This is a genomic window from Aerococcus mictus, from assembly GCF_003286595.3.
Classification (GTDB): Bacteria; Bacillota; Bacilli; order Lactobacillales; family Aerococcaceae; genus Aerococcus; species Aerococcus mictus.
This window is the reverse complement of sequence record NZ_CP132985.1, coordinates 338,113-360,411: the sequence shown is the minus strand read 5'-3', so window position 1 is coordinate 360,411 and position 22,299 is coordinate 338,113. Positions and strand designations below refer to the sequence as shown.

Sequence of the window (22,299 nt, the reverse complement as noted above, 5' to 3'; positions counted from 1 at the left end):
ACAAAGGAGGATGACTTACTTGATTAAACTATTTGTCACTGATATGGATGGTACCCTACTCAATGACCACCATGTCATTTCTGATGCTAACCGTCAGGCGATCTTGTCCTTAAAAGACCAGGGAATTGAATTTATGGTAGCTACCGGACGGGGTTATCACTCAGCCCAACCTTTACTAGATATGCAAGACTTACGCTGCCCGATGATTAATTTAAATGGGGCAGTTTTTACTGACATTAATGGTAAAGCCAGCCAGCAAAAATATTTTTCCGGTCAACTCCTTAGTGAGCTGCTGGATTACTTTAACTATTACAGCATTAATTATTCCATTATGACCCAAAACCAATACTATCTCTATAATCCAGAAACTTTTATCGACCAAATTAAGGCCATTAGCCAGGGCGACCCCAAGGCCATGGCAAGTGCGGCCCAATTTATCTTTGATACCAATTATATCCGTGATATTAGGGACTATATTAATGGGGAAAATGAGCCTGCCTTAAAAGTCATGGTCTTTTCTGAAGACCATGCTATTCTCCAGCAATTTATTGAGCATTTCGATAGCCATCCAGAATTAGCGGTCTCTTCCTCCGGTCCCGATAATTTAGAAATTACCCAGCGTGATGCCACTAAGGGCAATGCTTTAATGGCCTATGCCCATTCCAAAGGCTATCAGAGCGATGAAATACTCACCATCGGCGACTCTCATAATGATATTTCCATGTTCCACCCGGTCAAATATTCTTATGCCATGGCTAATGCCAGTCAATTGGTCAAAGACCAGGCAAACTACCTAGCACCTAGCAACAAGGAGGATGGGGTCGCCCAAGTGATTGCTAACTTACTTAAAGAGCGACACTAACACTCGGATCAGGCCACTTAACCTTCTGCCAAGTACAAGGGCAAATACCATTAGAAAGTGATGTCTATGGGGCAACAGCAAGTCAAAAAACTCTTAGAATTAGCCTTACTTGCCGGACAAATTATGTGTGAAAGTCAGGCAGAATCTTATCGGGTAGAAGATACCATGAATAAGATTCTTAGTCTTTCCCAGGCAGCTTTTGCGGTCGGCTGTTCTTTTTCAACCAATTTATTGGCCATTATTGACGATCCTAAATTTGAGAGCGGGGCTTTTGTGGGAGTGAAACGGATCACCAGCCACAGCAACAATCTCAATAAAATTGGTCAAGTGACCCGGATAACTGATTATTTCGTCCAAGGCCAGCTAGACATTGACCAAACTTATACCCTCTTATACAACATCCGTTCGGGTCGTAACCTCTATAATCCTAACCGAATGGCCTTAGGAATATGGGGAATGACTTTTTGCTTTACCTTTCTTTTTGATGGTGGTCCCTTTGAAGGTTTAACAGCAGCTATTAACGGCCTAGTCTTGGCGCTTTTATTTCTAGGTAGTAACCGCTTTAATTTTGGAACTTTCTTTACCAATGTCATTCAAGCAAGCGTCGTCACTCTCCTGCCCCACCTCTTTCAAATGTATCTGTGGCCTGATTTAGCCAGCGGAACCGTGGTGATCGCCTCTCTCATGCCCCTAGTGCCAGGAACTCCCTTCACCACCGCTGTCCGTGACCTTTTCCATGAGGATTTCATTGCCGGCTCTTCCCGTTTAGTGGAAGCCCTCCTCACTGCAGGTAGTCTAGCCTTGGGTTCAATCATCGCCTTTCTTATCTTAGAAGGAGTCTTTATATGATTGCTTTATTTCTTTACCATGCCTTTTTTTCACTGACCGTAGGCTTTTTTTGCGCCTATGTCTTTGAGGTTCCTAAAAGAATGATTTTCCAAGTCTCCTTGATTGGGATGTTTGGCTGGTTAACCTACTACTTCACCCAGGTCCTAGCAGGATCGAGTCCGGTCTGGTCCTCTTATTGGGCCAGCCTAGTCATTGCCGCTATGTCCCAGTGGGCGGCCAATCGTTTCCACCAACCGGTGACCTTATTTTTCATTCCGGGTTTTATCCCCATCGTCCCTGGTGGGGGACTTTACCGGACTGCCCTCTATCTTTTTCAACGCGACTTTGACTTATTTTCTAGTCAATTGCTAGAGACCTTTATGAGTACCGTGGCTATCGGATTAGCTATTTTTACCGTTTCTAGTATCACTTACCTAGGGAACCGGACCACTTCAGCCAAGTATATTCGCCGGGATAACCGTAAACGCGTGCGGGCCTTATTCCGTAAGCATTAAAAATAAGGAAGGATCATAATGACAATAAAAAAATTACTCCTACTCTTAATGACCGGTCTGCTCTTTGCCTGTGGACAAAAGCCAGACTCTACTAACCCTGAGCAGGCTAGCCAGGAGGACCAAACAGAAAGTAAGTCCCCACAAACTGAGCAAGAGGATGAAACACAGCCAGCCAGTGACCCAGCGACTGAACTGGACCAATTAACCGTTTTGAGTCAGACTGAGGACTATGTTCAATATGAATTAAATGTCATGCGGGATGGTTTTAAAATACACGGTAAGCTCTTCTTGCCCAAGGGCGACCAAGAATCCTGGCCGTTAACTATCCTCGCCCACGGGATTAACCAAACCGATTTAACCACCACCCCTTACGCCACTCATTTAGCGAAACGTGGGGTAGCTGCCTATGTTTTTGACTTTATCGGTGGGGCTCCCCTAAATAGTAGTGATGGCGACTTTTCCGATATGACCGTATTAACTGAGTTGGCTGACCTGGAAGCCATTTACCAAAAGCTCACTAACTATAAAGCAATTGATTCCAGTCAAACCTACCTATTGGGAGATAGTCAGGGCGGTCTCGTGGCTACCATGATGGCAGCTAAACACCCCGAGGATATCCAGGGGATGATCCTACTCTATCCTGCCTTCAATATGCCCAGCCTAGTCCACGACTTTGTCCCGGACAAAGAAGAAATTCCTGACTCCATCGATATCATGGGAGTATCGGTTAGCCGTTACTATATCGAAGACATGCTTAAGGTGGATGTGGAGGACATCACTACTTCCTATCCTGGCCCAGTTCTCATTGTCCATGGGGAAGATGATGTTCTCGTTCCCCCAGTCTATGCCCAAAAGGCCGCTGAGCTTTTTCCCAAGGCTCATTTAGAAATGATCCCTGGCGGTAAGCATGAATTTTCCGGCTCTGACTTTATCAAAGCCCTCTCCTATATCGATAAGTTCATGGTCAATCAACTCGGCGATGAACATTACCAACTCACTATCGACGAAGAAGAGCAAGCCAATTAAGGCTAAATTGATGGAGGACACTCAGATAAATAAGCAATTAAAAAGTGCTAGTATCAACTTCTTAAAAGACTTAAGAGTGATACTAGCACTTTTATTTTATTGGATCGTATTTATTTTTAATGCTCTTTAAAGAGCTGGGTCAAACGGGTCATAAATTCATTTAAGAATCGGTCCACATCAACCGCCACGGCTACTCGGACACTAGGATTAGGATCATTTAAACGGTCATTATCGCCAATAGTCCGTCCCCGACTTTCGCCTTCAGTTTCAACCTTCATGGCTAAAGGTAGGCAGTCAACTAAGTCTCCTTGAACGGCAACCGCCACGGCTAGTGGGTCATGGAGGGCACAACCTTTTAAGTGGGGCGAGGTGACTTCGTAGGATTTAATGTAATAGTCCACAATATCAGCCATCTTCTCCCCAGCCTCAGTGCCTAAGTCCCGCCAAATTTTGGTTTCCTTATAGGTCAAGAGGGTGCGTAAGGTCACGTCTAATCCCACCATGGTGACCGGTAAGCCCGACCGGAATAATTTATCAGCGGCTGCGGGGTCTTGGCTAATATTAGCCTCTGCAAAAGGCGACACATTACCGCATACTGTCAAGGCTCCGCCCATAATAACAATTTCACCGACTTGGGATAAGCTATCGAAGTCCTTATCAATGGCTGCGGCTAAGTTAGTCATAGGACCGGTAGCGACAATTTTCAAATCTTTTCCATACTTTTTAGCCGATTCGAGGATAAAGTCAACCGCATTGCCAGCGGCTTGCTTAACAGGCCGGTCACCCAAATCAACCTCACCCAGACCATTTTTACCGTGGATCAGAGCTGAGACTTCTTGCACTTCAAAGTCTTCCTTATCCGAGGCATGGTCTAGGCCGGGGTAAACTGGGACCTGGCCTTGACCAAATAAATCCAATAATTGACTGGCATTTTTCAGACCTGTTTCCATCAACACATTGCCATAGGTCCCCGTGATACCAAGCAAGTCGACTTCTGCTGAGGCACATGCATAAGCAATGGCCAGGGCATCGTCAACCCCTGTATCTAAATCCAGTATCATTTTTACCATAGAAGATCCTCCTCATTAAATCCTTCAACTGACGTCACTTCAATTTTACCCGCTTTACTCTCATTTTTAAAGCTTTAGGCCAAAGTGGCTAAAAAGAAAATCGGCCCCTTTAGCCATGGAAGACTATGGGAGGCCGATTACCATTAGATTAAGCCAGTTTCATTACTAGCAATAACATAGACAGCTACTTGGTTTCAGCTTGTCCTTTAACAAATTGGTATAAGGTTTTGACTGGAACACCGGTTGCGCCTTGAGGGAGGTAGCGGTAGGCTTTTTCCCCGAAGGCAGGGCCAGCAATATCCAAGTGAACCCAGGGCTTGCCTTCCACAAAGTGTTCTAAGAAGACCCCTGCAGTAATGGTTCCCCCATTGCGTCCGGTAGAGTTTCTTAAGTCAGCATTGGTGCCCTTAACGGCTTCTCGTAATTCTTCTGGTGCCGGTAATTGCCAAATCGGTTCACCAACACTGTCAGCAGCTTGGTCTACTGCTTGGAAGAGATCTGAATCATTGGTCATCGCCCCAGCTGTCCGTTCACCGAGAGCGACTAAGCAAGCCCCCGTTAAGGTTGCTAGGTCAATCACACATTCACTATTCACTTTAGCAGCTGCATAGTAAATTGAATCCGCCAAGGTCACCCGACCTTCAGCGTCAGTATTCAAGACCTCAATCGTTGTTCCCTTCATGGAACCAATAATGTCCCCATTTTTATAGGAGCTGGCAGAGACCAAGTTTTCCGTGATAGCCGCCACACCCACAACGTTTTTATTGACCTTGTTTTTGGCTAAGGCGTAAATACTACCAATTACAGCGGCAGCCCCAGCCATGTCATCCTTCATATCGATCATGGAGTTGGCTGGTTTTAAGGCATAACCACCGGAGTCATAGGTAATCCCCTTGCCGACTAAGGCGATGGCTTTTTCTTCTGGGCCTTGGGGGAGATAGTTCATCACGAGGAAGCGGGGTTCATTGACCGAACCGGCATTAACCGCTAGGAGGGCTTCCATGCCCAAGTCTTCAATTTGCTGTTTATCAAAGATTTCCACTTCTACCCCGAGCCCAGTTAATAAGTCCTTGGCTTGGTCAGCCATTTGCGCCGGGCTGAGATGGTTAGAAGGGGTATTGACTAAATCGCGGGTCGCATTAATTCCTTCAACTAAATGGGTCACTTCCTCAACGACTTGGTCAAGATCAGCGACTTTTTTAGGCAGATTAATCTTCGCTAGGGAAGTTGTAGCTTTGTCACTGAGGTAACGGTCAAAACGATAGTCGCTTTGTAAGAAACCTTCAATAACCCCTTCTAGGGCAGCACGGTCCGTAGCCGCAAAGGAAACATTGGCTGCTTCAACCTTAGCTGCCTTTAATTCCTTAGCTGCTAAGAAAGCCGCCAGCACATAGTTATCGCGTTGAGGCTTTTCTCCTAGGCCGACTAAAACTAAGTTTTGGCTATTAGGACCTAGTGAGCGATAGACTTGCTTAGCTTCGCCCTTAAAGTCCAGTTGGTCTTTTAAATAGTCTTGGGTGGCCTGGTCGACCATGTTTAAGTCCTGACCAGCCTCCACTAAGTAAACATGATTGGTAAAATTTTCATTGCTGACAAATTTCATCACTCATCCTCCAATTCTTCATTACTTCTGTCAATGCTTTCATTATACCAAGTTTACTTATTTTAGCTAGGTTTAGCGGTTAATTTAGAGAGATCAATCAATAAGATTTGATCTAAGTGCCCTACCGGATCAATCGCCTTTACTTGGTCTTTTAGTTATAATGATAATAAGAAAATATTCAGGAGGTATTCCCATGACTCTTTTACAGACCACGCTTTACTCAGACAGTTTGCGCATGGATGTCCATGTCAATATCATTTTCCCTCAAAACTGTGCCCGGACTCCAGAAGATAAACGCCAAAGCTTAAAACCCCCTTACCGGGTCCTCTATCTCTTACACGGCCTATCCAGTAATGAGGATGGTTGGCTCCGTTTCACTTCCCTAGAACGCTATGCTCGTGACCTGGACTTGGTCATTGTCCTACCTACCACCCACCGCGGCTGGTATATCAACAATGCCATTGGTTACCCCTATAGCAATTTCATTAGTGTCGAACTGCCTGAAATCATCCAAACCATGCTTCCGGTGTCAACTAAACGGGAAGACACCTATATTGCTGGTGCTTCCATGGGCGGCTTTGGCGCTTTGAAGGCGGCCTTCACCTATCCGGAAAAATATGGCTATGTGGCTAGCCTATCGGGAGTCACCGACCTGGTCAATGTCTTTGCCCAAGGGCCTGATCCTGAGTCTCCTTTCGAACATCAAATGCTCTTTGACGAGGAGTCTCCCGCCAAAACTGACAATGATATTTATTACTTGGTCCAACAAACCATTGATAATAAAATCGACTTACCTAAAGTTTATTTGACCTGTGGCACAGAAGATGACTTAATCGAACAAAACCGTCACTTCAAGGACCGCTTTGGCGATGTTTTAGAGCTCTCCTACCATGAGAACCCTGGAGAACACGGTTGGGACTACTGGGACCCAGAAATTAAAAAGGTACTCGACTGGTTACCTACTATTTAAAAGGGATGACTTAAACTATTAAAAAAGCAGCCTTGCTTAAAGGGAAGTTTCCTTAAGCTAGGCTGTTTTTTTATGTCTTGTAAGTGATCAGACTCTCTACCAAGCCAGCAAAATTCGACTGGTCGGCTTCATGGTAGGGGTTAAGTTGGGAGCTACTTTTAAGGATAGATTGACTAGCCAAGGGACCAATTGTCCACAATTGGATGGCAGACCTTTTCTGCTCTAAGACAGGCAAAGACACTAAGTTCACCATGGCTTGCCAGGCACTGGCGCTCGCGATGGTTATAGCTAGGGGCGCTGCTTGGCTAGCCTGGCTGATGGCGGCTTGGAGTGATTGACCAATTCTCCGGTTGACTTGTTTTTGATAAACGATCCACTCCTGAATACTTATATCAGGCAGGTAAGTTTGCCCTAGAGCCTGGTACTTGCCCTGGCTTTGGGGACTAATGGGAACAATAAGGCGGTCAATCCTAGGCTGGTAATGGTCCTTGATTTTGTTGAACTGATTAAAGGCTTCTTGACTGGTCCCCCCATGGGTCAGGGCTTGGCAAGCAATGGGGTAGGTTTGGCTAAGGTAGCGTCCCGTTTGCTGGCTACTGGAAAAAAAGTAATGTTGACTTAAAGGAGCACTAGGGAGTAAATGCTTAAAAGCAGCTTGGCCAGCCATGCGACTAACAAAGAAAAAGGCATCTCCTTGTTGAAGCTTTAAGTCACTCACCTGGTCGAGAGGCTCGAGTTGGATGACCGGCAACCAGTCCGGCTGGTAGCCCGCTTGCTCTAAGCGAGCTGACTGCTTTTTAGCCAAGGGGCGTGAAGCCGTCCATAGAAGTCTAGTCATTGCCGTCACCTTGGTCTAACCATTTTCCTGCTCCTTGGTCCAAGAGGTCTTGGTAAACCGCTTGGCCTAGGGCTTGGGCTTGGTCTAGGGGAGCTTCTAATTGGCTACGAACCAAGGCTAAGCCGTCCTGACGACCAATCATGGCGGTTAATTGGAGGACTTGGTCCTTCATTTGACCATAGGCGCCCACCGGATAGTTACAATCAGCCCCTAAGGCTTTGAGGACCACCCGTTCACAAGCCACTGCCTGGTGGGTTTCGGGATCATCAATGGCTTGGAGGACTTGTCTGGTTTCGTGATCATCACTCAGGCATTGGACTGCCAAGGCCCCTTGCCCCACTGCAGGAATCATTTCATCCAGGCTAAAGGCATGGGCCTGGAGTTCATAGTTATTGAGGATATGGGCCTCACTATTGGCTTCTTTTTGGTTAAAGCGCTGGGAGTCAAAAGGATAGTCAAGGAGCTGCAAGCGTTTAAGGCCCGCCGTAGCGAGGACCAGGGCCTGGAAATCGCCACGAGCAAGTTTATCCAAACGACTATCAATATTCCCGCGAACATGGACAATCTCCAAATCTGGTCTTAGGGCGTGCAGTTGGGCCAAGCGGCGTAAACTCCCTGTCCCTACCCTAGCACCTTCAGGCAAGTCGCGCCAGTCCATCCCCTTAGCAGTCAGGATCACATCTCCAGGGTCTTGGCGCTGAGGAATAGCAGCCAAGACCGTCCCTTGGGCTAATTGGCTAGGGACATCTTTTAGACTATGGACAATAAAATCGACCTGGCCTTGGACTAGGGCCTGCTCAATCCAGCGGACAAAGACCCCCTTGCCCCCAATTTTAGAGAGGGGGGAGGACTTATCCTTGTCTCCCTTGGTGGATAATTTGACTAATTGAAATTCATCCTGCGGGTAAACAGCCTCCAAAGCCCTGACAACTTCTAAACTTTGTTGCATGGCTAGCCGGCTGCTTCGCGTTCCGATACGATAAGTGGTCAAATCCAATTCTCCTTGTCTTTTAGATAAGATGCAATACTTTCTCCCAGGGCCTTAGCCCCTGCTGGTGACTGTCCTTGACTGGAAATGGCAATCAAGTAGCCCTCATGGTTAATGGTTTTCATATTAAAGAAGTTCGACGCTCGCTTGTTCCCAGTCTGGTTGATCAATTGCCCTGGCCCAAGTTCTTCCGCAATCGCCTGGTTGACCTCTGAATGATCAGTACAGGCAAAGACCATCTGATAACCCTGTAAATCTACAGGGCCCTGGTAGGCTTGCTGCAACCAGATCACTTGCCCTTTACTGACCCAGTCAGCAATCCGCTCAGTCACTTGAGGAGCCAAGACCGTAACCTGTCCCGCTTCCTTTATAAGTCCCTGTAATTTTCGCTCAGCGATCCTCCCACCACCAATGATGAGAACTGACCAGTGACTGATATCTAACATGACTGGATACATGGTTAAGCTCCTTTATGACTCTTTTGTTCCTGGACTACCTTATGAAAAAATATCGCGACTATTTTTATAGGGGACCTCCTTATAATTCTCATAATGGTTTAAAGCCCGGGCCAAGCTAAAGAAATAGTCTGATAAACGGTTAATATAAGGCAAAACTTGGGGATTATAATCCTGGCTTACTTGGCTAAATTGAACCAGTTGCCGTTCTAAAGTCCGAGTTTGCGTTCTTAGCATATGACAGAAGCTAGCAGCCTGAGTGCCCCGGGGGAGGACAAACTTTTTAATGCTGGGGGTTGCTTCAGTATAATCATCAATCCAAGCTTCTAACTTGTCAGCCAGACCACTTTTTACCTTATAGGGACGTTCTTGGTCTAGGGTAGCATAATCACTCCCGCAATCAAACAAATCTTGTTGGATAGCCAGAAGTTGGCTTTGAACCTGGTCATATTTGGGATCGACCAGGGCGGCCAGGTAGCCCACACTGGCATTTAACTGGTCAATCGCCCCATAAGTTCCTACCCGCTCAGAAGCCTTCGAAACACTGTGGCCTCCGTACAGTCGGGTCATGCCCTGGTCACCGCTTCGTGTATAAATTGCCATCTTATTCTTCTCCTTCAATAATTCGGTCTAAGGCTTCCTTATCAATATGGTCAAGAACATGGTGGGCGAGTTCCTGGAATTGTTCCTCCATCACTGCTGCATAAGTTTGGGGAAGCTGGCCTTGGAGTTTGACGCCTTTCTTCTTAGCCAATGCCTGTAAATAAGCATAGGTCCAGGCAGTATTGTCAAATAATCCATGTAAATTACTTGCAATTAAACGGCCCTCTTCTAAGCAATAACCTTCATTTCCCGAAAAGCTTGTCCCGTTGCGTTTAACTACCCGGGCAAAGGGGCTTAAGTGGTCCTGACTTTGGATAGTATAGATCCGGACTTCATAGGCCGCTAAGGCATAGCCCTCTTTCTCGCCAGCTTCATGGAGCGGATAAGTCGTTTGACATTGGGTCTGGTAGACCTCATGAGCCCCAGTTAAGGTCGATTGGTAGGGGAAAATATCCAGACCAGGGTAGCTGTTGCCAGCTTCATCGCTTAAAGTCTGACCCAAGAGGGTTTGCCCTGCCCCTAAGGCAATCAAGTGACTGCCCTTTCCTACGGCTGCTTGAATGGCTCTTGCCAAGTCCCGGTCTTCTAAGTCTTTTAAGGCTCTGAGAGGATTGGCCGTCCCTGGAATAATGATCAGGTCCGGTTGCCCGACTTGCTTAGCCTGTTTAGCATAACGCAAAGACACATCTTCAAAAAGCGATAAGCTATTCAAATCAGTGAAGTTAGCAATCCATTCCAGGGCAATCACACAGACATCAAGGGCCTTAGAGGCGTCATAGCTGGTCTGTTCCATATGTAAGTCGCAGGAATCTTCACTCTCAATCACATGGGGTAAGTAGGGAACTACTCCAATCACTTTTACCCCGGTCAGGTCTTCAATTTGTTCAATACCGGGATCAAGCAAGGAGACATCGCCCCGAAATTTATTAATAATAATGCCTTTAATCCGCTTGCCCTGGTCTTTTAATAAAGCGATGGTTCCATAAATCGACGCAAAGACTCCGCCCCGGTCAATATCAGCCAGTAAAATAACCGGGCTATCAGCAATCTCTGCCATCCCCATATTCACAATATCATGGTCATTGAGGTTGATTTCAGCAGGACTGCCAGCCCCTTCTAAAACGATCAGGTCATTTTCCGAATCTAATTGGGTCATGACCTCTTTTAGCATGGGCTTTAATTGAGGTTTGAGTTCGTGGTAATCACGCGCATTGAGGTCTCCGTAGACCTGGCCCTTAATAATAATCTGTGATTGGGCATCTTGGCTAGGCTTCATCAAAATCGGATTCATCAAGACGTCAGGTTCCCGGCGGCAGGCATTGGCTTGCACCACCTGGGCCCGGGCCATTTCAGCCCCGGTCTTCGTAATATAAGAATTTAGGGCCATGTTTTGTGATTTAAAGGGGAAGACCCGCAGTCCTTCATTAGTATAGATCCGGCCAATGGCTGCTGCCATGAGGCTCTTACCGACATCGGAAGCGGTCCCTTGGATCATTATATGTTTAGCCATGAAATCAGGCCTCCTTTGACTTACGGACGATCATAGTCGAAAAGTAAGAAATCTTCTCATCACCTTGCCAATCACTCAAGTCCCGATAGACCGTCTCCGCCTCCATGGTGGCTTGATTAATAATTTGGGCCTGGTCGCGGAGCTTTTCTTCATCGAGGAGGGCTAGGATTTTCTTGAGGTGACGTTTGATCTTCATAATAACGATGGTGTCAGCATTTCTTAGACTCAGACGAATGAGGTCGGTAGACGTTGTCGCTGGTAGAACGGTAAAACTTTCTTCATCAATCACCAGAGGAACTTGGAGAGCTGCCGCCATGGCTTGGTAAGAAGTTATCCCAGCAATCACCTCCACAGGGTAAGCCTGCCCTAAACGTTCTTCCAGATAGGTAAAGGTGGAATAGGTTGAAGGGTCCCCCAAGGTTAAGAAGGCAATGGACTTGCCTTGGTCAAGGTCCTGGGCCATGGCTCGGGCTACTTGGTCCCATTGCTTGGTCTTGACTCCCCGATCCTTAGTCATGGGAAAATGGTAAGTTTTTACCGGACTATGGCTAGGGATATAAGGCTCAGCAATGGAAAAGGCCAAGCTGGCTTGACCTTTTTTCCCGGTAGGAACATAGATAATATCGACGGCCTTAAGCTTTTCAATGGCCTTTAGGGTCAAATAGCCCTTATCCCCTGGTCCAACACCGATTCCATATAATTTAGCCGGCATGGTCGTCCTCCATCAATTCGCCTAAGTGTTTGAGATAGAGTTGACGAATGGCTGGGTCTTCTCCTAAACCCTCCAAGTGGATCATGACATGGAAGCCATAATTTTCAAATTGGGTTTGCCAGGAATCAGGATCCTCCGAAGCCATATCATTATGGGCATGGTCACCAGCCACCAGCATGAGGGGCCGCAAGTGGACGGTTTTGACGCCTTTTTGCCGTAAATCCCTGATAAAGTCTTCCTCCAATTCGGGATAACTTTCCACACAGCGGACATAAGCCGGCTTATCGGCTAACATATAATCGAGGGTCACATAGCTAGTAAATTGAGGTGCTTGGGTCCCATGGGCCATATAAACCATAACTTCATCTTGGGCGAGCTTTTGGATATCTTGGTCCAAAACTGAGAGCAGGTCTTGGTAGTCTGCATAGATATCTAAGAGCGGACGGGCAATCTTCACTTGGAAGTCTTGGTCAGCGGTTTCTCTTTGAGCTTGGTAAATTTTGTCGACCTCACTCCCAGCAATCACATGGAGGGGTTGGACGTAGACTCTTTGATAGCCCTCTGCCTTTAAAGACTGTAAGGCTTCTAAGGGAGATAGCCGAGTCAAACCTTCATGTTCCTGGATGCGTTTGCGCACAATGTTTGACGTATAGGCCTGGTAAATGGGCCAGTTGGGATAGGCAGACTTGAGCTCTTGATAAATGGTTTCAATGGTTAATTCACGGGTCTTTTTAAAAGTGGTCCCGAAACTTGCTAGTAAAATGGCACTTTTCATATTGAACTCCTTTATTGTTTACTAAAATGATGGATAAAATCATCAACACTGCCGTGGAAATGTAGGGTTTCCGCTGCCAATTTTTCTTGCCAAGGATTAAGGAGGTCTTGGCTAATCATAATGTCGGCCTGCTTGAGGGCGGTTTTTGCCAGCTCTTGACGGCTACTTTCAGCGGCTGGGTCAGGATAAAAGATTAAATCAGCCCCCAAATCTTCCAAGGCCAGGCAATCGGTCAGGGGCGTCTGCACAGACACAGCAATCTGGTGTCCAAAAAGAGGGGCTTGACTGAAGAAGTCGAGTTTTTGCTGGTCAGTCACCACCTCCCCGAGAACAAAGAGGGCGGGAGCCTTGATCTGGGCAGCTTGACAATCATCAAGCATATGGCCTAAGTCAGAGACCAAGTAGCGCTCTTGAGCTCTTCCTGCCCACTCAATAGCTGCCATAGGCGTTTTTTCATCCAGGCCAGCTCCGATAAGACCACTAACAATGCCTCCTAGGGCCTTTACCGCCATTAAAAAGACTGCCGTTCCCCCACTGTCGACAATGGCCTGATAATCTAAGTCGGTTCGCCCCGCTCGGCTCTGACCGGTATAGATGTGTAGGGAACTTGACTTATCCCGGTAAGTAGCCGGAATACCGGCATAGGCCAAGCCGGCAATGGCTGAAGTGATACCGGGAATGACTGCGAAATTCACGCCCGCTTCTGACAGGGCCATGGCTTCTTCCCCACCCCGGCCAAAGAGATAGGGATCACCACTTTTTAAACGAACAATAACTTGGTATTCCTGGCTAGCTTGGATAAGTTGCTGGCTAATCTCTTCCTGAGAATGAGAGTGATTCCCCGGCTTCTTGCCCACATTAACCAAGAGGCAGGAACTTGGGGCGACTTGCAGCAGATTTTGATTAATGAGCCGGTCATAGAAGATAATATCGGCCTTTTTCAGGCAATCGTAGGCCGCTAAGCTGAGGTTGCCTAGTCGACCTAAGCCGGCGCCAACTAAATACACTTTACCGCTAGTCATCACGATTCTCCTTACTGTGGCCATCATCTGCTGACGATTGACCTTCTTTTAATAATTGACGGCTTAGGGAAAGGACCTCATCAATGGCATGAGTTATTTTGGGATAAGCCACATAAGGCCGGGTAATTTCAATCACATCCATGCCCCGGTCTAAGGCAGCCGAAACCTTCTCATCCATCCCGCCGGCCTGGCCACTTTCCTTGGTGATCATGATCTGGGCATTGACCTTTTTATAGAGCTCAGTATTTAAAGCCTTAGAATAAGGCGGCTTAATGGCGTGAATTTGTCCCGCTGATAGACCAGCTGCTTCGCAGTGTTTGACCACGGAAGCGACAGGAAGGACGCGCACAACTAAGCGCTCAGGCCCTAAGACTTGGGCAAAATCACCTACCGTCTTCGACCCAGTCGCTAGGTAGATATGGTCCTCAACACCATGGTCTTTTTCTTGCCACAGGCTTTCAGCTTTTTGACAGGCTTCTACTAAAGAAGTCACTTGCTGGATGCGAGGGTCTGCTTTAGACAAGGGACGTTCGAAACGTAAGTAAGGAATCCCTACCGCCTGAGCAGCAGCAATGGCATTCTTGGACACCAAATCAGCAAAGGGATGGGTGGCATCAACCACCAGGTCAATGGCATGGCCTTTGAGATAAGTCTCCATCTCATCTTGGTCCATCCGACTTTGGATCACTCGGTCCTTAAATTTTTTCGAATAAATCTTACCATAATTAGTCGCCACTGAAAGGGTCACCTCACAACCCCCTTCAAGTAGGGTCTCCATTATTTTTATGCTATCCGAAGTCCCACCAAATAGAAGTATCATCAGCTCATCCTTTCTCGCTCAGCTTGTCTTAAATCTTCCAGCTTAAATCCCATACTTATCTTCGTAACCGCGAGGGGTATACATCCAATTCTTATAAACCTTGGTAAAGCGGTTGCCCACAATCACCGTAGTAGTCATATCAACCACTTCTTCATCGAGCTCGTCGATGGTCGTAATGATGGTTTCTTCCTCTTCACGGCCCACATCCTTAACGATGCCAACGACAATATCGCCGCCCTTATAGGATTTAATAATCTCTAGGGCCTTAGCTAAATGTTTGGGCCGGCCTTTGGAACGGGGATTGTACAAGCAAATCACAAAATCCCCTTGGGCTGCAGCATGGAGACGTTTTTCAATCATGGCCCATGGTGTCATTAAGTCACTCAGGCTAATAAAGCAAAAGTCATTCATTAAAGGGGCACCAAGGTTGGCCGCTCCAGCAATCCCAGCACTGAGACCTGGGATAACCTTAACTGGGATATCTTCTTCTTGACTAGCTAATAATTCAAAAATTAAACCAGCCATGGCGTAAATTCCTGAGTCGCCACTGCAGACCACCGCAATATCCTTACCGGTGTCTTTAGCTAATTCAATAGCCTTTTGACAGCGGTCAATTTCACCTTTCATACCAGTAGAATAAACTTCCTTACCTTTAATCAAGTATTCAATTAAGGCAATATAGGTCTTATAACCCACAATAATTTCCACCTGGTCAAGGACTTCAAGACACTCCTTGGTCATTAAATCCTTGTCACCTGGTCCCAATCCAACAATATATAACATCTTTCATTACTCCTCTTCTTGATAATAAGCCAGGGTAAAAGTTACCCCCTTATGGGCATAGCGTCCACTGACCACATGGCCCTTGGATTCTAGGTGGGCAGCTGTTTGTGAGACTGAACTCACGCCGACTGTCTTTTTGACAAAATCAGAACCCGGGTAATAACTTTCAAATGCCAGTAAGTCGTCTTTGGAAAACGTCTTAAAGTTAAAATAGTGGTCCTTGGCCAGTTGTAAAATGGCCTCTTCTTCTGCTTTTAAATCAATAGACACCACGGTTTTAATACTTTCCCAGCGTAAATTTTCCCCATGGAGGAATTTTTCTAATTCCTCTAAGAGTAAGGGATAGGGGGTATTTTTTTTGCAACCGATTCCTAAAATGTAGCGGCGGGGAATCATTTTCACCAAGGGCAGGTCCTTGGGCAGACTAAGATGATTTTGCTGGCGATTAGTCACCAGCACTAGGCCTTGGTAAGCCGCCAAAGTAGTGGGAGCAAGTAAGCTAGTTTTTGCTGCTGGCTCCGAACGCTCCCCTTTGACCAGGGTCTGATAACCCGGAGGCGGGGGGAAGTTAAATACCGTCTCATTTAAGTAGAGAATGGGTGCCTCTTCGGCAACCAGCAAGTTAAAGCGCCGGGTTTGTCTTTTAAAATCACAATAGACAGCCCCATAGCTAAAGGCCAAGTCATCAATTCCTAGCCGGCCTTGGCTATCGGTTGCTGTAGTAATCACTGCTTGACTAGGAAGTTCTTTAGCAAGTAGTCGGGCATAATGGTTAGCCCGTCCAAAGTGCCCCGCTAAAAGACTAATCACGTGTTGGCCGCCTTCATCGAGGACCAATACCGCGGGATCAGTCATCTTATCTTCAATCACTGGCGCCAAGGCCCGGACCACTACCCCAGTGGCCATAATGGCAATCACCAGGTCTGCAAATTGGAAAGCTTCCTGGAGGGCCAGAACTGCCCGCCCCTGGCTCTGCCTGTATTCATGGTAAGAGGGATCTAGGGGCGCTTGGTCAGTCGTTCTGACATAAAGCCTGGCCTGGGGAAAGCACTTAGATTTAATCTTTCGTCCCAAAGCTCTGGCCTTTTGGGTAATAGTAACAATAACTACCCGCTTATTTTCTTCCCCACGCTGCATCCGTGCTAAAAAGCGGGCATCAACCTTAGTTTCTAAAGCCATGACTAAAGTCCGTATCGTAGAGCTTGGAATAATAGAATTCTTCCCCTAAGAAATCCCCCACTAAAATCAAAGCAGTGAGCTTAATCCCAGCATCTTGGGTCTTTTCAGCGATATCTGCTAGAGTACCCACTACTTGTTTTTCTTCGGGCCAGGTGGCCTTATAAATCACTGCAGCTGGGGTGTCTTTGGAATAACCACCTGCCAATAATTCTTCCACCACGCCCTGGATATTTTGGACTGAGAGGAAGATGGCCATGGAAGTTTGGTGACTGGCTAAGGACCGTAAATTTTCTTTTTCAGGAACGGGTGTCCGCCCTGCCATCCGAGTAATGATCAGGCTTTGACTGACTTCAGGGACAGAATATTCAGTACCGATAGCTGCCGCTGCCCCTAAGAAGGAAGAAACTCCGGGAATAACGGCAAAGTCAATTCTACGTTTCTTTAATTCTTCAATTTGTTCTCGGATCGAACCGTATAGGGAAGCATCACCCGTGTGTAAACGGACCACTTCTTGGTCTTGGGCGATAGCTTCCTCAATCAAGGCCAGAATTTCATTGAGGTCTAACTTGGCACTGTCATAAGTTTCTGCCCCGCTCTTACAATAGTCGAGCAGGTCCTTATTGATGAGTGAACCCGCATAAATGACCCGATCGGCTTGGGCTAAGGCCTTATAGCCCTTTAGGGTAATGAGCTCCACATCGCCGGGACCCGCTCCCACAAAAGTTACTTTAGCCATACTTAACAACCTTTCTCTTTCATTCGCGCTTATTTACTTCTTACAGGAGATAATAGTGGTGGGGTTAAAGGGCTTAAAGTAGTGCCCTGGCCCCATGGTTTTTCGGGTGGCTGCTTGCAGGGTTTGCACCTCAAGGTCTTGCCAGGGGCCCGCTTCAAGGTAAGTAATGGCCTTATGGGCATTTTCCATCAGGATAAAGGTCAATACCAAACGTCCCCCCGGATTCAAGAGTGCATAGGCCCAATCAATAATTTCTAGTAACTTGCCCCCACTGCCTCCAATAAAAATTGCATCAAAGTGGCCCAAGTCTTCCGTCATGGGTGCTTCCGCTAAAAAGACTTGATAATTTTTTAGGCCAAAGTGGGCCCGGTTTTCTTTGATTAAATCTACTGCCGCTTCTTTATGTTCAATGGCATAAACGGCTAAATCAGGATATTCTTGGGCGGCTTGTAGGGAAATACTTCCGGTCCCGGCACCAATATCCAAAAAGCGTTGGGCTTGGTGTAATTCTAAGAGGTCTAAAGCAACCGCCCGAATGGGAGCCTTGGTCATGGGGACTTTGCCCCGGATAAAACAACTATCTTTCATTTAAAATCACCACCACATTCATCGCATAGTCGCGGTCTTCCACTTGGCTCAAAGGCCGTTTCTCGATCCGCTCATTGTCATAAGATAAATTCTCACCAATAACCATCTGACAATCAGCAAGTTCTTCTCCCTCGCTCCCCTTTAAGAGAGCTTGAGCAATTTGATAAGGCCCCCACTTGTCATCGGTCACCATGGCGACCTTAGGAAATTGACTGATCCAATCGATGTTGGGCTCCCGACCATGACTCGAGGTTAAATAGACATCATTCATGGCCATACCTGTTCGAGCAAAGATATACTGGAGGGAAGAAATGCCAGGATGGATACGAATAGCTTGCTGGGGTAAATTACGGTAAAGGTAGTTACCAATCCCATAAAGCATGGGGTCCCCCGAAGCGAGCACTGCTACATCTTCACCCTTAGCCAGGTGATTCTTTAAGCGGGCTAAAAGTTGTCCCAACTTGCCTAGTCGATGGGGCTGACCCTTAATATAGTCAGCTAAGGAATCCAACTGCCGCTGGCTTCCGTATACATGGGGCAAGTGAGCTAAGAGGTCAACAGCATGGTTGACCAGATAATCAGTTTGCCCTGGGCCAATACCAATCACATGAATCATCCCCAAATCGCCTCCAATTCCTTCAATGGCTTAGTCATCACGGTTACATCATGGTCACTTAGAAAAGTAATGGCCTCCACATGGATATCTGGGGCCCGGAACTTAAAGAGCTTTAAGACCCTGGCCTTAATTTTATCCACAATGACTTGGTAAACTTGACCATAACCCGCTGCTAAGATAAGTTCAGCTTGGGCTTCGGTAGTGATGGCCTCATTGACCTCCTGCAATAAGTCGAGGGGGGCTCCTAGGAGGGCCAAATTGGCCAGCATGATTTCGTTTCTGGCATCAGCATCCTTGGAATGGGTGGAAAAAATTCCTCCCGCAATTTTAATAAACTTGCCCAAGTGGCCCACCAGTAAGATATCGGTAAAGCCGATCCGCATGGCCTCTAATAAGACATAGCCCACAAAATTACTCATCTGAACAATATAATCAGGGTTCAAATGGGTATGTTCAGCGATAAAGTCATTGCCATAATTTCCCGGCGTTAAAATCAACTTATCTAGCCCTAAAGCTTTCTTTTGTTGCATTTCTAGGGTGATTGATTCTTTCCAGGTATCTTCCGACATTGGGCGAACGATTCCCGAAGTACCGAGGATGGATATCCCACCCAGGATACCAAGTTGGGGGTTTTGAGTAGCCTTAGCGGTCTCCTCTCCTCCAGGTACCGAGATAAGAATGTCCACCCCTTGGTCTGGTCCCAAGAGTTGGCGGGCAGCTTCCTGGATCATTTTTCGAGGTGTGGGATTAATGGCAGCATTGCCGGGCTCAATTTTTAAGCCGGGTTTGGTTATCCGCCCCACTCCTTGACCCCCATCCAGGGTAATTTGATTATCCTGGCGGCGGGTCACGGTGGCATAGATATCCAAGCCATCAGTGGCATCGGCGTCATCGCCCCCATCTTTGACCACCGAACAAGACGCTTGGTCTAAACTGAGCTGGCAATGGTCAATTTCTAAAACTAGGTCCACCCCTGCTGGAGTTGTCAACTGAACTTGGTGAACCGGTTTTTGGGTCAGTATCATTTCCACAGCAGCCATAGTCGCAGCGGTGGCACAGGTTCCGGTGGTATAGCCCATCCGGAGGCGCTTGCCGTTATAAGATAAATAACCTGTTTCATTCATCCCGATTCAGCTCCCTTTCCCTGTCTTCTAACTAATTTGGTCAACTTAATTTTGATAGATGGTATCTTTAATATCATATTGGATAGCATTAATAATGGCAGCTGCCACATTGGATCCGCCTTTACGCCCTAAGGCAGCAATACTTGGAATGGGATAATCATGGAGGGCTTGCTTGGACTCAGCTGCCCCTACGAAACCTACCGGCACCCCCACAACCGCTTCGGCTTGTAAACGTCCTGCGTCAATCATCTCTAAGATTTTATAAATGGCAGTCGGCGCATTGCCCACGACAAAGACTTTGGGCCCTTCAAGCTGAGCCGCTAATTCAATGGCTGCCATGGACCGGGTAATCCCCTTGTTTTCAGCGATTTGATAGGCTCTGGGGTCGCGGATAAAGCAGTGGGTCTCTGTGCCTAGCTCCCTTAAAATCCGCTTATTAATTCCCGATTGAGCCATAGTGGTATCAGTAATCAAGTGCCCTCCAGAGCGAATCACATCTTGGATCACTTGGGCGCCTTGGCGGTCAAAAACTAAGTTATGTAAATAATCAAAATCCGCTGAGGTATGAATCGCCCGCTTAATGATACGCTCCTCTAGGTCATTTTGAAATTGGAAGTCAGGGAAGTCCCGTTTGATTTCCGCGTCAATAATTTCAAATGAGCGGTCAGTGATGCGTTCAGGTTTTTTAATATAAGCCATCTCTAGTCCTCCTTAATCCATGAAATCATTTGGTCAATGACTTTAGGGTCTTGGTAAAAGTGTACATGTTGGTAGGCAGCATAGGTCTTATTCTTTTGAAAGCCCCCCTGCCACTCCTTAACCCGTTTACCATCGCGGTCCTTGTATAAGTTTCCAATCGTCCTTTCTGGACTGGTAAAGGTTGAATAATGAAATTCATGCCCCCTTACCTCATCACCAGCTTGGCCGTAAAAAGAATCGCTAGTAAGTGCCATAGTACAGTAGCCGAAGCGGCGTAGGCGGTCCGTCATTTGGCTCTGCCCTTCAAAGATCCCCACCATGGGGTAGTCTTTATCATCCTTAATAAAACGACTTCCTAAATACATAAGGCCACCGCATTCGGCCAAAATGGCCTTACCAGCCTTGTGGGCCTCGCGGAGGGCAGTGCGCATGGCTTGGTTCTTAGATAAAGTTTCGGCATAGAGTTCTGGAAAGCCCCCGCCAATATAGTAGAGGTCAGCCTTCGGTAAGTCTTGGTCATGGAGGGGACTAAAGGTTTGGAGTTGGCCACCCCGTTTCTCTAATAAGGATAAGTTATCAGGATAGTAAAAGGAAAAGGCCTCGTCATAGGCATAGGCCACCTTAAAAGGAGTTTGCTGGTCAGCCTTTTCATAGGGGGCCAAACTAGATTCAATAGCTGCTTGGTCGGCTTTGAGTCGGTCTGGATCTAATTGAGACAAGTTTAAGATGTCATCAATCGCAATACTTTCTTCCATAGCTTGGGCTACTTGACTGACTTGGTCAACTAAATGATTATTCGCTTCTTCCAGGGCCAGGCCTAGGTGGCGAGAAGGTAAGGAATAGGCTTCATTACGAGCCAGATAGCCTAGAACCGGCACCTGGTTATACCGTTCAATAGCATTCTTGATTAATTGATAATGGCTTGCTGAGGCCACCCGATTGACTAGGACACCGATAATATTGAGGTCAGGGATCAAGTTGAGATAGCCCTTGACCATGGCTGCCGCTGAAGTCGACATGGCCCGCCCATCAATCACTAAGAGGATGGGAATATCGAGGGCCTTAGCAATGCCCGCGCTAGAGGCCATGAGAGCATCAGAACCAAAGCCATCAAAGAGGCCCATGACCCCTTCCACTACAGCAATATCGCTACCCTCTAGATGACGGGTATAGAGTGCTTTTAAGACCTGGTCATCTGGAACTAAGAATTGGTCCAAATTGATCGAAGGACGCTGGCTAATCTCTTGGTGGAAACGCGTGTCAATATAGTCAGGCCCCACCTTGTAGGGTTGGACTTTCAATCCGCGCTTGATCAGGGCTTGGATCAGACCTAAAGTCAAGGTCGTCTTGCCCACATTACTGGTCGCTCCGGCAATCATTAAGGCTCTCATCAGTTATTCTCCTTTGCTATTTGTAAAAAGGCCTGGGCAATAGCGGCTAGGCCGGCAATTTCTTCATCATAGTCAGGATAGCCATCAATTTTTACCCCAGGTGCCAGTAAGTGCCCGCCACTTTTTTCAATGACTTCTACAAAATCATCCACGGCCTTAGCATAAATGGGATAGTCCCGGTCCCCAGAACCAAATACTGCTAGGGCCTGCTTTAATTTGGGGTTGGCTTGGATCAAATCGGGCAGGTCTTCGTATAGATCTAATAATTCTTCGGGAATTTCAGCATTGTTGCCGTAGGTATAGGAACCAATAGCTAAACCATCAGCTTCTAACAAGGTCTCATAGTCATAGGCATCGGCCCCAACTAATTGGGCGCTTAAGCCCAGGTCTTCCAAGAAGGAGGCCAGAATAAAGGCAGCAGCTTCGGTATTACCTCGCAAGCTACTATAAACAATGCATATCTTCATCGCCAAGTCCTCCTAACAGAAAAAAACGATTATTCAACAAATCAGGGTTTGCTCAATAATCGTTTTTGAATCATTTATCGCACGCAAAAATGACAGCCCTTTTTCGCCTTATTTATCAA

25 protein-coding genes are annotated in these 22,299 nt (G+C 46.9%); 5 read left to right on the top strand and 20 right to left on the bottom strand.

Features of this window, described 5'->3' with window-relative positions; all coding sequences use genetic code 11:
• Nucleotides 1–19 precede the first annotated feature (19 nt).
• The 4 genes from DBT49_RS01635 to DBT49_RS01620 all read left to right on the top strand — a co-directional run bounded on the left by DBT49_RS01635 (nucleotide 20) and on the right by DBT49_RS01620 (nucleotide 3,231).
• Complete coding sequence (locus DBT49_RS01635) at nucleotides 20–862, top strand: Cof-type HAD-IIB family hydrolase (RefSeq protein ID WP_168163196.1); 843 nt, start codon at nucleotides 20–22, stop codon at nucleotides 860–862.
• Between the two features lie 66 nt (nucleotides 863–928).
• On the top strand, nucleotides 929–1,711 hold the full coding sequence (locus tag DBT49_RS01630) for a threonine/serine exporter family protein (RefSeq protein ID WP_070559474.1): 783 nt from the start codon (nucleotides 929–931) through the stop codon (nucleotides 1,709–1,711).
• Nucleotides 1,708–2,205, top strand: a complete 498-nt coding sequence (locus DBT49_RS01625) for a threonine/serine exporter family protein (protein ID WP_070559475.1) — start codon at nucleotides 1,708–1,710, stop codon at nucleotides 2,203–2,205. The genes DBT49_RS01630 and DBT49_RS01625 overlap by 4 nt, the downstream gene beginning before the upstream one ends.
• 18 nt (nucleotides 2,206–2,223) lie before the next feature.
• Complete coding sequence (locus DBT49_RS01620; protein ID WP_083300474.1) at nucleotides 2,224–3,231, top strand: alpha/beta hydrolase family protein; 1,008 nt, start codon at nucleotides 2,224–2,226, stop codon at nucleotides 3,229–3,231.
• Nucleotides 3,232–3,347: 116 nt separating this feature from the next.
• Here DBT49_RS01620 and DBT49_RS01615 read toward each other — a convergent pair whose 3' ends face one another.
• Complete coding sequence (locus DBT49_RS01615) at nucleotides 3,348–4,301, bottom strand: nucleoside hydrolase (RefSeq protein ID WP_070559476.1); 954 nt, start codon at nucleotides 4,299–4,301, stop codon at nucleotides 3,348–3,350.
• A gap of 184 nt (nucleotides 4,302–4,485) precedes the next feature.
• Nucleotides 4,486–5,904, bottom strand: a complete 1,419-nt coding sequence (locus DBT49_RS01610) for a leucyl aminopeptidase (RefSeq protein ID WP_070559477.1) — start codon at nucleotides 5,902–5,904, stop codon at nucleotides 4,486–4,488.
• Nucleotides 5,905–6,097: 193 nt separating this feature from the next.
• Here DBT49_RS01610 and DBT49_RS01605 point away from each other — a divergent pair, with 193 nt between their 5' ends.
• Nucleotides 6,098–6,874, top strand: coding sequence for an alpha/beta hydrolase (locus DBT49_RS01605; RefSeq protein WP_070559478.1), 777 nt, complete (start codon nucleotides 6,098–6,100; stop codon nucleotides 6,872–6,874).
• Between the two features lie 70 nt (nucleotides 6,875–6,944).
• Here DBT49_RS01605 and DBT49_RS01600 read toward each other — a convergent pair whose 3' ends face one another.
• The 18 genes from DBT49_RS01600 to DBT49_RS01515 are packed head-to-tail and all read right to left on the bottom strand — an operon-like array spanning nucleotide 6,945 to nucleotide 22,180.
• A complete protein-coding gene (locus DBT49_RS01600) occupies nucleotides 6,945–7,712 on the bottom strand; it encodes a uroporphyrinogen-III synthase (protein WP_070559479.1) in 768 nt (255 codons plus the stop codon).
• Complete coding sequence (gene hemC, locus DBT49_RS01595) at nucleotides 7,705–8,703, bottom strand: hydroxymethylbilane synthase (protein ID WP_070559480.1); 999 nt, start codon at nucleotides 8,701–8,703, stop codon at nucleotides 7,705–7,707. The genes DBT49_RS01600 and hemC overlap by 8 nt, the downstream gene beginning before the upstream one ends.
• Entirely contained in the window at nucleotides 8,700–9,158 is a 459-nt protein-coding gene (locus DBT49_RS01590) for a precorrin-2 dehydrogenase/sirohydrochlorin ferrochelatase family protein (RefSeq protein WP_070559481.1), read from the bottom strand. Before DBT49_RS01590 ends, hemC begins: the two co-directional genes overlap by 4 nt.
• 39 nt (nucleotides 9,159–9,197) lie before the next feature.
• Complete coding sequence (locus DBT49_RS01585) at nucleotides 9,198–9,758, bottom strand: cob(I)yrinic acid a,c-diamide adenosyltransferase (RefSeq protein WP_070559482.1); 561 nt, start codon at nucleotides 9,756–9,758, stop codon at nucleotides 9,198–9,200.
• 1 nt (nucleotide 9,759) lies between these two features.
• Nucleotides 9,760–11,268, bottom strand: a complete 1,509-nt coding sequence (locus DBT49_RS01580; RefSeq protein WP_111872424.1) for a cobyric acid synthase — start codon at nucleotides 11,266–11,268, stop codon at nucleotides 9,760–9,762.
• A gap of 4 nt (nucleotides 11,269–11,272) precedes the next feature.
• Nucleotides 11,273–11,980, bottom strand: coding sequence for a precorrin-2 C(20)-methyltransferase (gene cobI, locus DBT49_RS01575; protein ID WP_070559484.1), 708 nt, complete (start codon nucleotides 11,978–11,980; stop codon nucleotides 11,273–11,275).
• Nucleotides 11,970–12,755 carry a sirohydrochlorin cobaltochelatase gene (locus tag DBT49_RS01570; protein WP_070559485.1) on the bottom strand — a complete coding sequence of 262 codons (786 nt, stop codon included), beginning with the start codon at nucleotides 12,753–12,755 and terminating at the stop codon, nucleotides 11,970–11,972. The genes cobI and DBT49_RS01570 overlap by 11 nt, the downstream gene beginning before the upstream one ends.
• 11 nt (nucleotides 12,756–12,766) lie before the next feature.
• Entirely contained in the window at nucleotides 12,767–13,777 is a 1,011-nt protein-coding gene (gene cobA / locus DBT49_RS01565; RefSeq protein WP_070559486.1) for a uroporphyrinogen-III C-methyltransferase, read from the bottom strand.
• On the bottom strand, nucleotides 13,770–14,597 hold the full coding sequence (gene cobK / locus DBT49_RS01560) for a precorrin-6A reductase (RefSeq protein ID WP_070559487.1): 828 nt from the start codon (nucleotides 14,595–14,597) through the stop codon (nucleotides 13,770–13,772). The genes cobA and cobK overlap by 8 nt, the downstream gene beginning before the upstream one ends.
• Nucleotides 14,598–14,639: 42 nt before the next feature.
• Nucleotides 14,640–15,380 carry a precorrin-3B C(17)-methyltransferase gene (gene cobJ / locus DBT49_RS01555; RefSeq protein WP_070559488.1) on the bottom strand — a complete coding sequence of 247 codons (741 nt, stop codon included), beginning with the start codon at nucleotides 15,378–15,380 and terminating at the stop codon, nucleotides 14,640–14,642.
• A gap of 6 nt (nucleotides 15,381–15,386) precedes the next feature.
• Nucleotides 15,387–16,559, bottom strand: coding sequence for a cobalt-precorrin 5A hydrolase (locus DBT49_RS01550; protein ID WP_070559489.1), 1,173 nt, complete (start codon nucleotides 16,557–16,559; stop codon nucleotides 15,387–15,389).
• Nucleotides 16,543–17,295 (bottom strand): cobalt-precorrin-4 methyltransferase, encoded by a 753-nt coding sequence (locus DBT49_RS01545; protein ID WP_070559490.1) that lies wholly within the window; start codon nucleotides 17,293–17,295, stop codon nucleotides 16,543–16,545. The genes DBT49_RS01550 and DBT49_RS01545 overlap by 17 nt, the downstream gene beginning before the upstream one ends.
• 33 nt (nucleotides 17,296–17,328) lie before the next feature.
• Entirely contained in the window at nucleotides 17,329–17,883 is a 555-nt protein-coding gene (locus tag DBT49_RS01540) for a decarboxylating cobalt-precorrin-6B (C(15))-methyltransferase (protein WP_070559491.1), read from the bottom strand.
• Complete coding sequence (cbiE, locus tag DBT49_RS01535) at nucleotides 17,873–18,499, bottom strand: precorrin-6y C5,15-methyltransferase (decarboxylating) subunit CbiE (protein WP_070559492.1); 627 nt, start codon at nucleotides 18,497–18,499, stop codon at nucleotides 17,873–17,875. The genes DBT49_RS01540 and cbiE overlap by 11 nt, the downstream gene beginning before the upstream one ends.
• Nucleotides 18,496–19,623, bottom strand: coding sequence for a cobalt-precorrin-5B (C(1))-methyltransferase CbiD (gene cbiD, locus DBT49_RS01530; protein WP_070559493.1), 1,128 nt, complete (start codon nucleotides 19,621–19,623; stop codon nucleotides 18,496–18,498). The genes cbiE and cbiD overlap by 4 nt, the downstream gene beginning before the upstream one ends.
• A 45-nt stretch (nucleotides 19,624–19,668) precedes the next feature.
• Nucleotides 19,669–20,322 carry a cobalt-precorrin-8 methylmutase gene (locus DBT49_RS01525; RefSeq protein WP_070559494.1) on the bottom strand — a complete coding sequence of 218 codons (654 nt, stop codon included), beginning with the start codon at nucleotides 20,320–20,322 and terminating at the stop codon, nucleotides 19,669–19,671.
• A 2-nt stretch (nucleotides 20,323–20,324) separates the two neighbouring features.
• Nucleotides 20,325–21,713, bottom strand: a complete 1,389-nt coding sequence (locus tag DBT49_RS01520) for a cobyrinate a,c-diamide synthase (RefSeq protein ID WP_070559495.1) — start codon at nucleotides 21,711–21,713, stop codon at nucleotides 20,325–20,327.
• Complete coding sequence (locus DBT49_RS01515; RefSeq protein ID WP_111872425.1) at nucleotides 21,713–22,180, bottom strand: flavodoxin domain-containing protein; 468 nt, start codon at nucleotides 22,178–22,180, stop codon at nucleotides 21,713–21,715. The genes DBT49_RS01520 and DBT49_RS01515 overlap by 1 nt, the downstream gene beginning before the upstream one ends.
• Nucleotides 22,181–22,299 lie beyond the last annotated feature (119 nt).

Coding starts and splice junctions, on each gene's coding strand:
- DBT49_RS01630 (WP_070559474.1), top strand. CDS start 929: ATGGGGCAACAGCAAGTCAAAAAACTCTTAGAATTAGCCTTACTTGCC.
- DBT49_RS01625 (WP_070559475.1), top strand. CDS start 1,708: ATGATTGCTTTATTTCTTTACCATGCCTTTTTTTCACTGACCGTAGGC.
- DBT49_RS01620 (WP_083300474.1), top strand. CDS start 2,224: ATGACAATAAAAAAATTACTCCTACTCTTAATGACCGGTCTGCTCTTT.
- DBT49_RS01615 (WP_070559476.1), bottom strand. CDS start 4,301: ATGGTAAAAATGATACTGGATTTAGATACAGGGGTTGACGATGCCCTG.
- DBT49_RS01610 (WP_070559477.1), bottom strand. CDS start 5,904: ATGAAATTTGTCAGCAATGAAAATTTTACCAATCATGTTTACTTAGTG.
- DBT49_RS01605 (WP_070559478.1), top strand. CDS start 6,098: ATGACTCTTTTACAGACCACGCTTTACTCAGACAGTTTGCGCATGGAT.
- DBT49_RS01600 (WP_070559479.1), bottom strand. CDS start 7,712: ATGACTAGACTTCTATGGACGGCTTCACGCCCCTTGGCTAAAAAGCAG.
- DBT49_RS01590 (WP_070559481.1), bottom strand. CDS start 9,158: ATGTATCCAGTCATGTTAGATATCAGTCACTGGTCAGTTCTCATCATT.
- DBT49_RS01585 (WP_070559482.1), bottom strand. CDS start 9,758: ATGGCAATTTATACACGAAGCGGTGACCAGGGCATGACCCGACTGTAC.
- DBT49_RS01580 (WP_111872424.1), bottom strand. CDS start 11,268: ATGGCTAAACATATAATGATCCAAGGGACCGCTTCCGATGTCGGTAAG.
- cobI (WP_070559484.1), bottom strand. CDS start 11,980: ATGCCGGCTAAATTATATGGAATCGGTGTTGGACCAGGGGATAAGGGC.
- DBT49_RS01570 (WP_070559485.1), bottom strand. CDS start 12,755: ATGAAAAGTGCCATTTTACTAGCAAGTTTCGGGACCACTTTTAAAAAG.
- cobA (WP_070559486.1), bottom strand. CDS start 13,777: ATGACTAGCGGTAAAGTGTATTTAGTTGGCGCCGGCTTAGGTCGACTA.
- cobK (WP_070559487.1), bottom strand. CDS start 14,597: ATGATACTTCTATTTGGTGGGACTTCGGATAGCATAAAAATAATGGAG.
- cobJ (WP_070559488.1), bottom strand. CDS start 15,380: ATGTTATATATTGTTGGATTGGGACCAGGTGACAAGGATTTAATGACC.
- DBT49_RS01550 (WP_070559489.1), bottom strand. CDS start 16,559: ATGGCTTTAGAAACTAAGGTTGATGCCCGCTTTTTAGCACGGATGCAG.
- DBT49_RS01545 (WP_070559490.1), bottom strand. CDS start 17,295: ATGGCTAAAGTAACTTTTGTGGGAGCGGGTCCCGGCGATGTGGAGCTC.
- DBT49_RS01540 (WP_070559491.1), bottom strand. CDS start 17,883: ATGAAAGATAGTTGTTTTATCCGGGGCAAAGTCCCCATGACCAAGGCT.
- cbiE (WP_070559492.1), bottom strand. CDS start 18,499: ATGATTCATGTGATTGGTATTGGCCCAGGGCAAACTGATTATCTGGTC.
- cbiD (WP_070559493.1), bottom strand. CDS start 19,623: ATGAATGAAACAGGTTATTTATCTTATAACGGCAAGCGCCTCCGGATG.
- DBT49_RS01525 (WP_070559494.1), bottom strand. CDS start 20,322: ATGGCTTATATTAAAAAACCTGAACGCATCACTGACCGCTCATTTGAA.
- DBT49_RS01520 (WP_070559495.1), bottom strand. CDS start 21,713: ATGAGAGCCTTAATGATTGCCGGAGCGACCAGTAATGTGGGCAAGACG.
- DBT49_RS01515 (WP_111872425.1), bottom strand. CDS start 22,180: ATGAAGATATGCATTGTTTATAGTAGCTTGCGAGGTAATACCGAAGCT.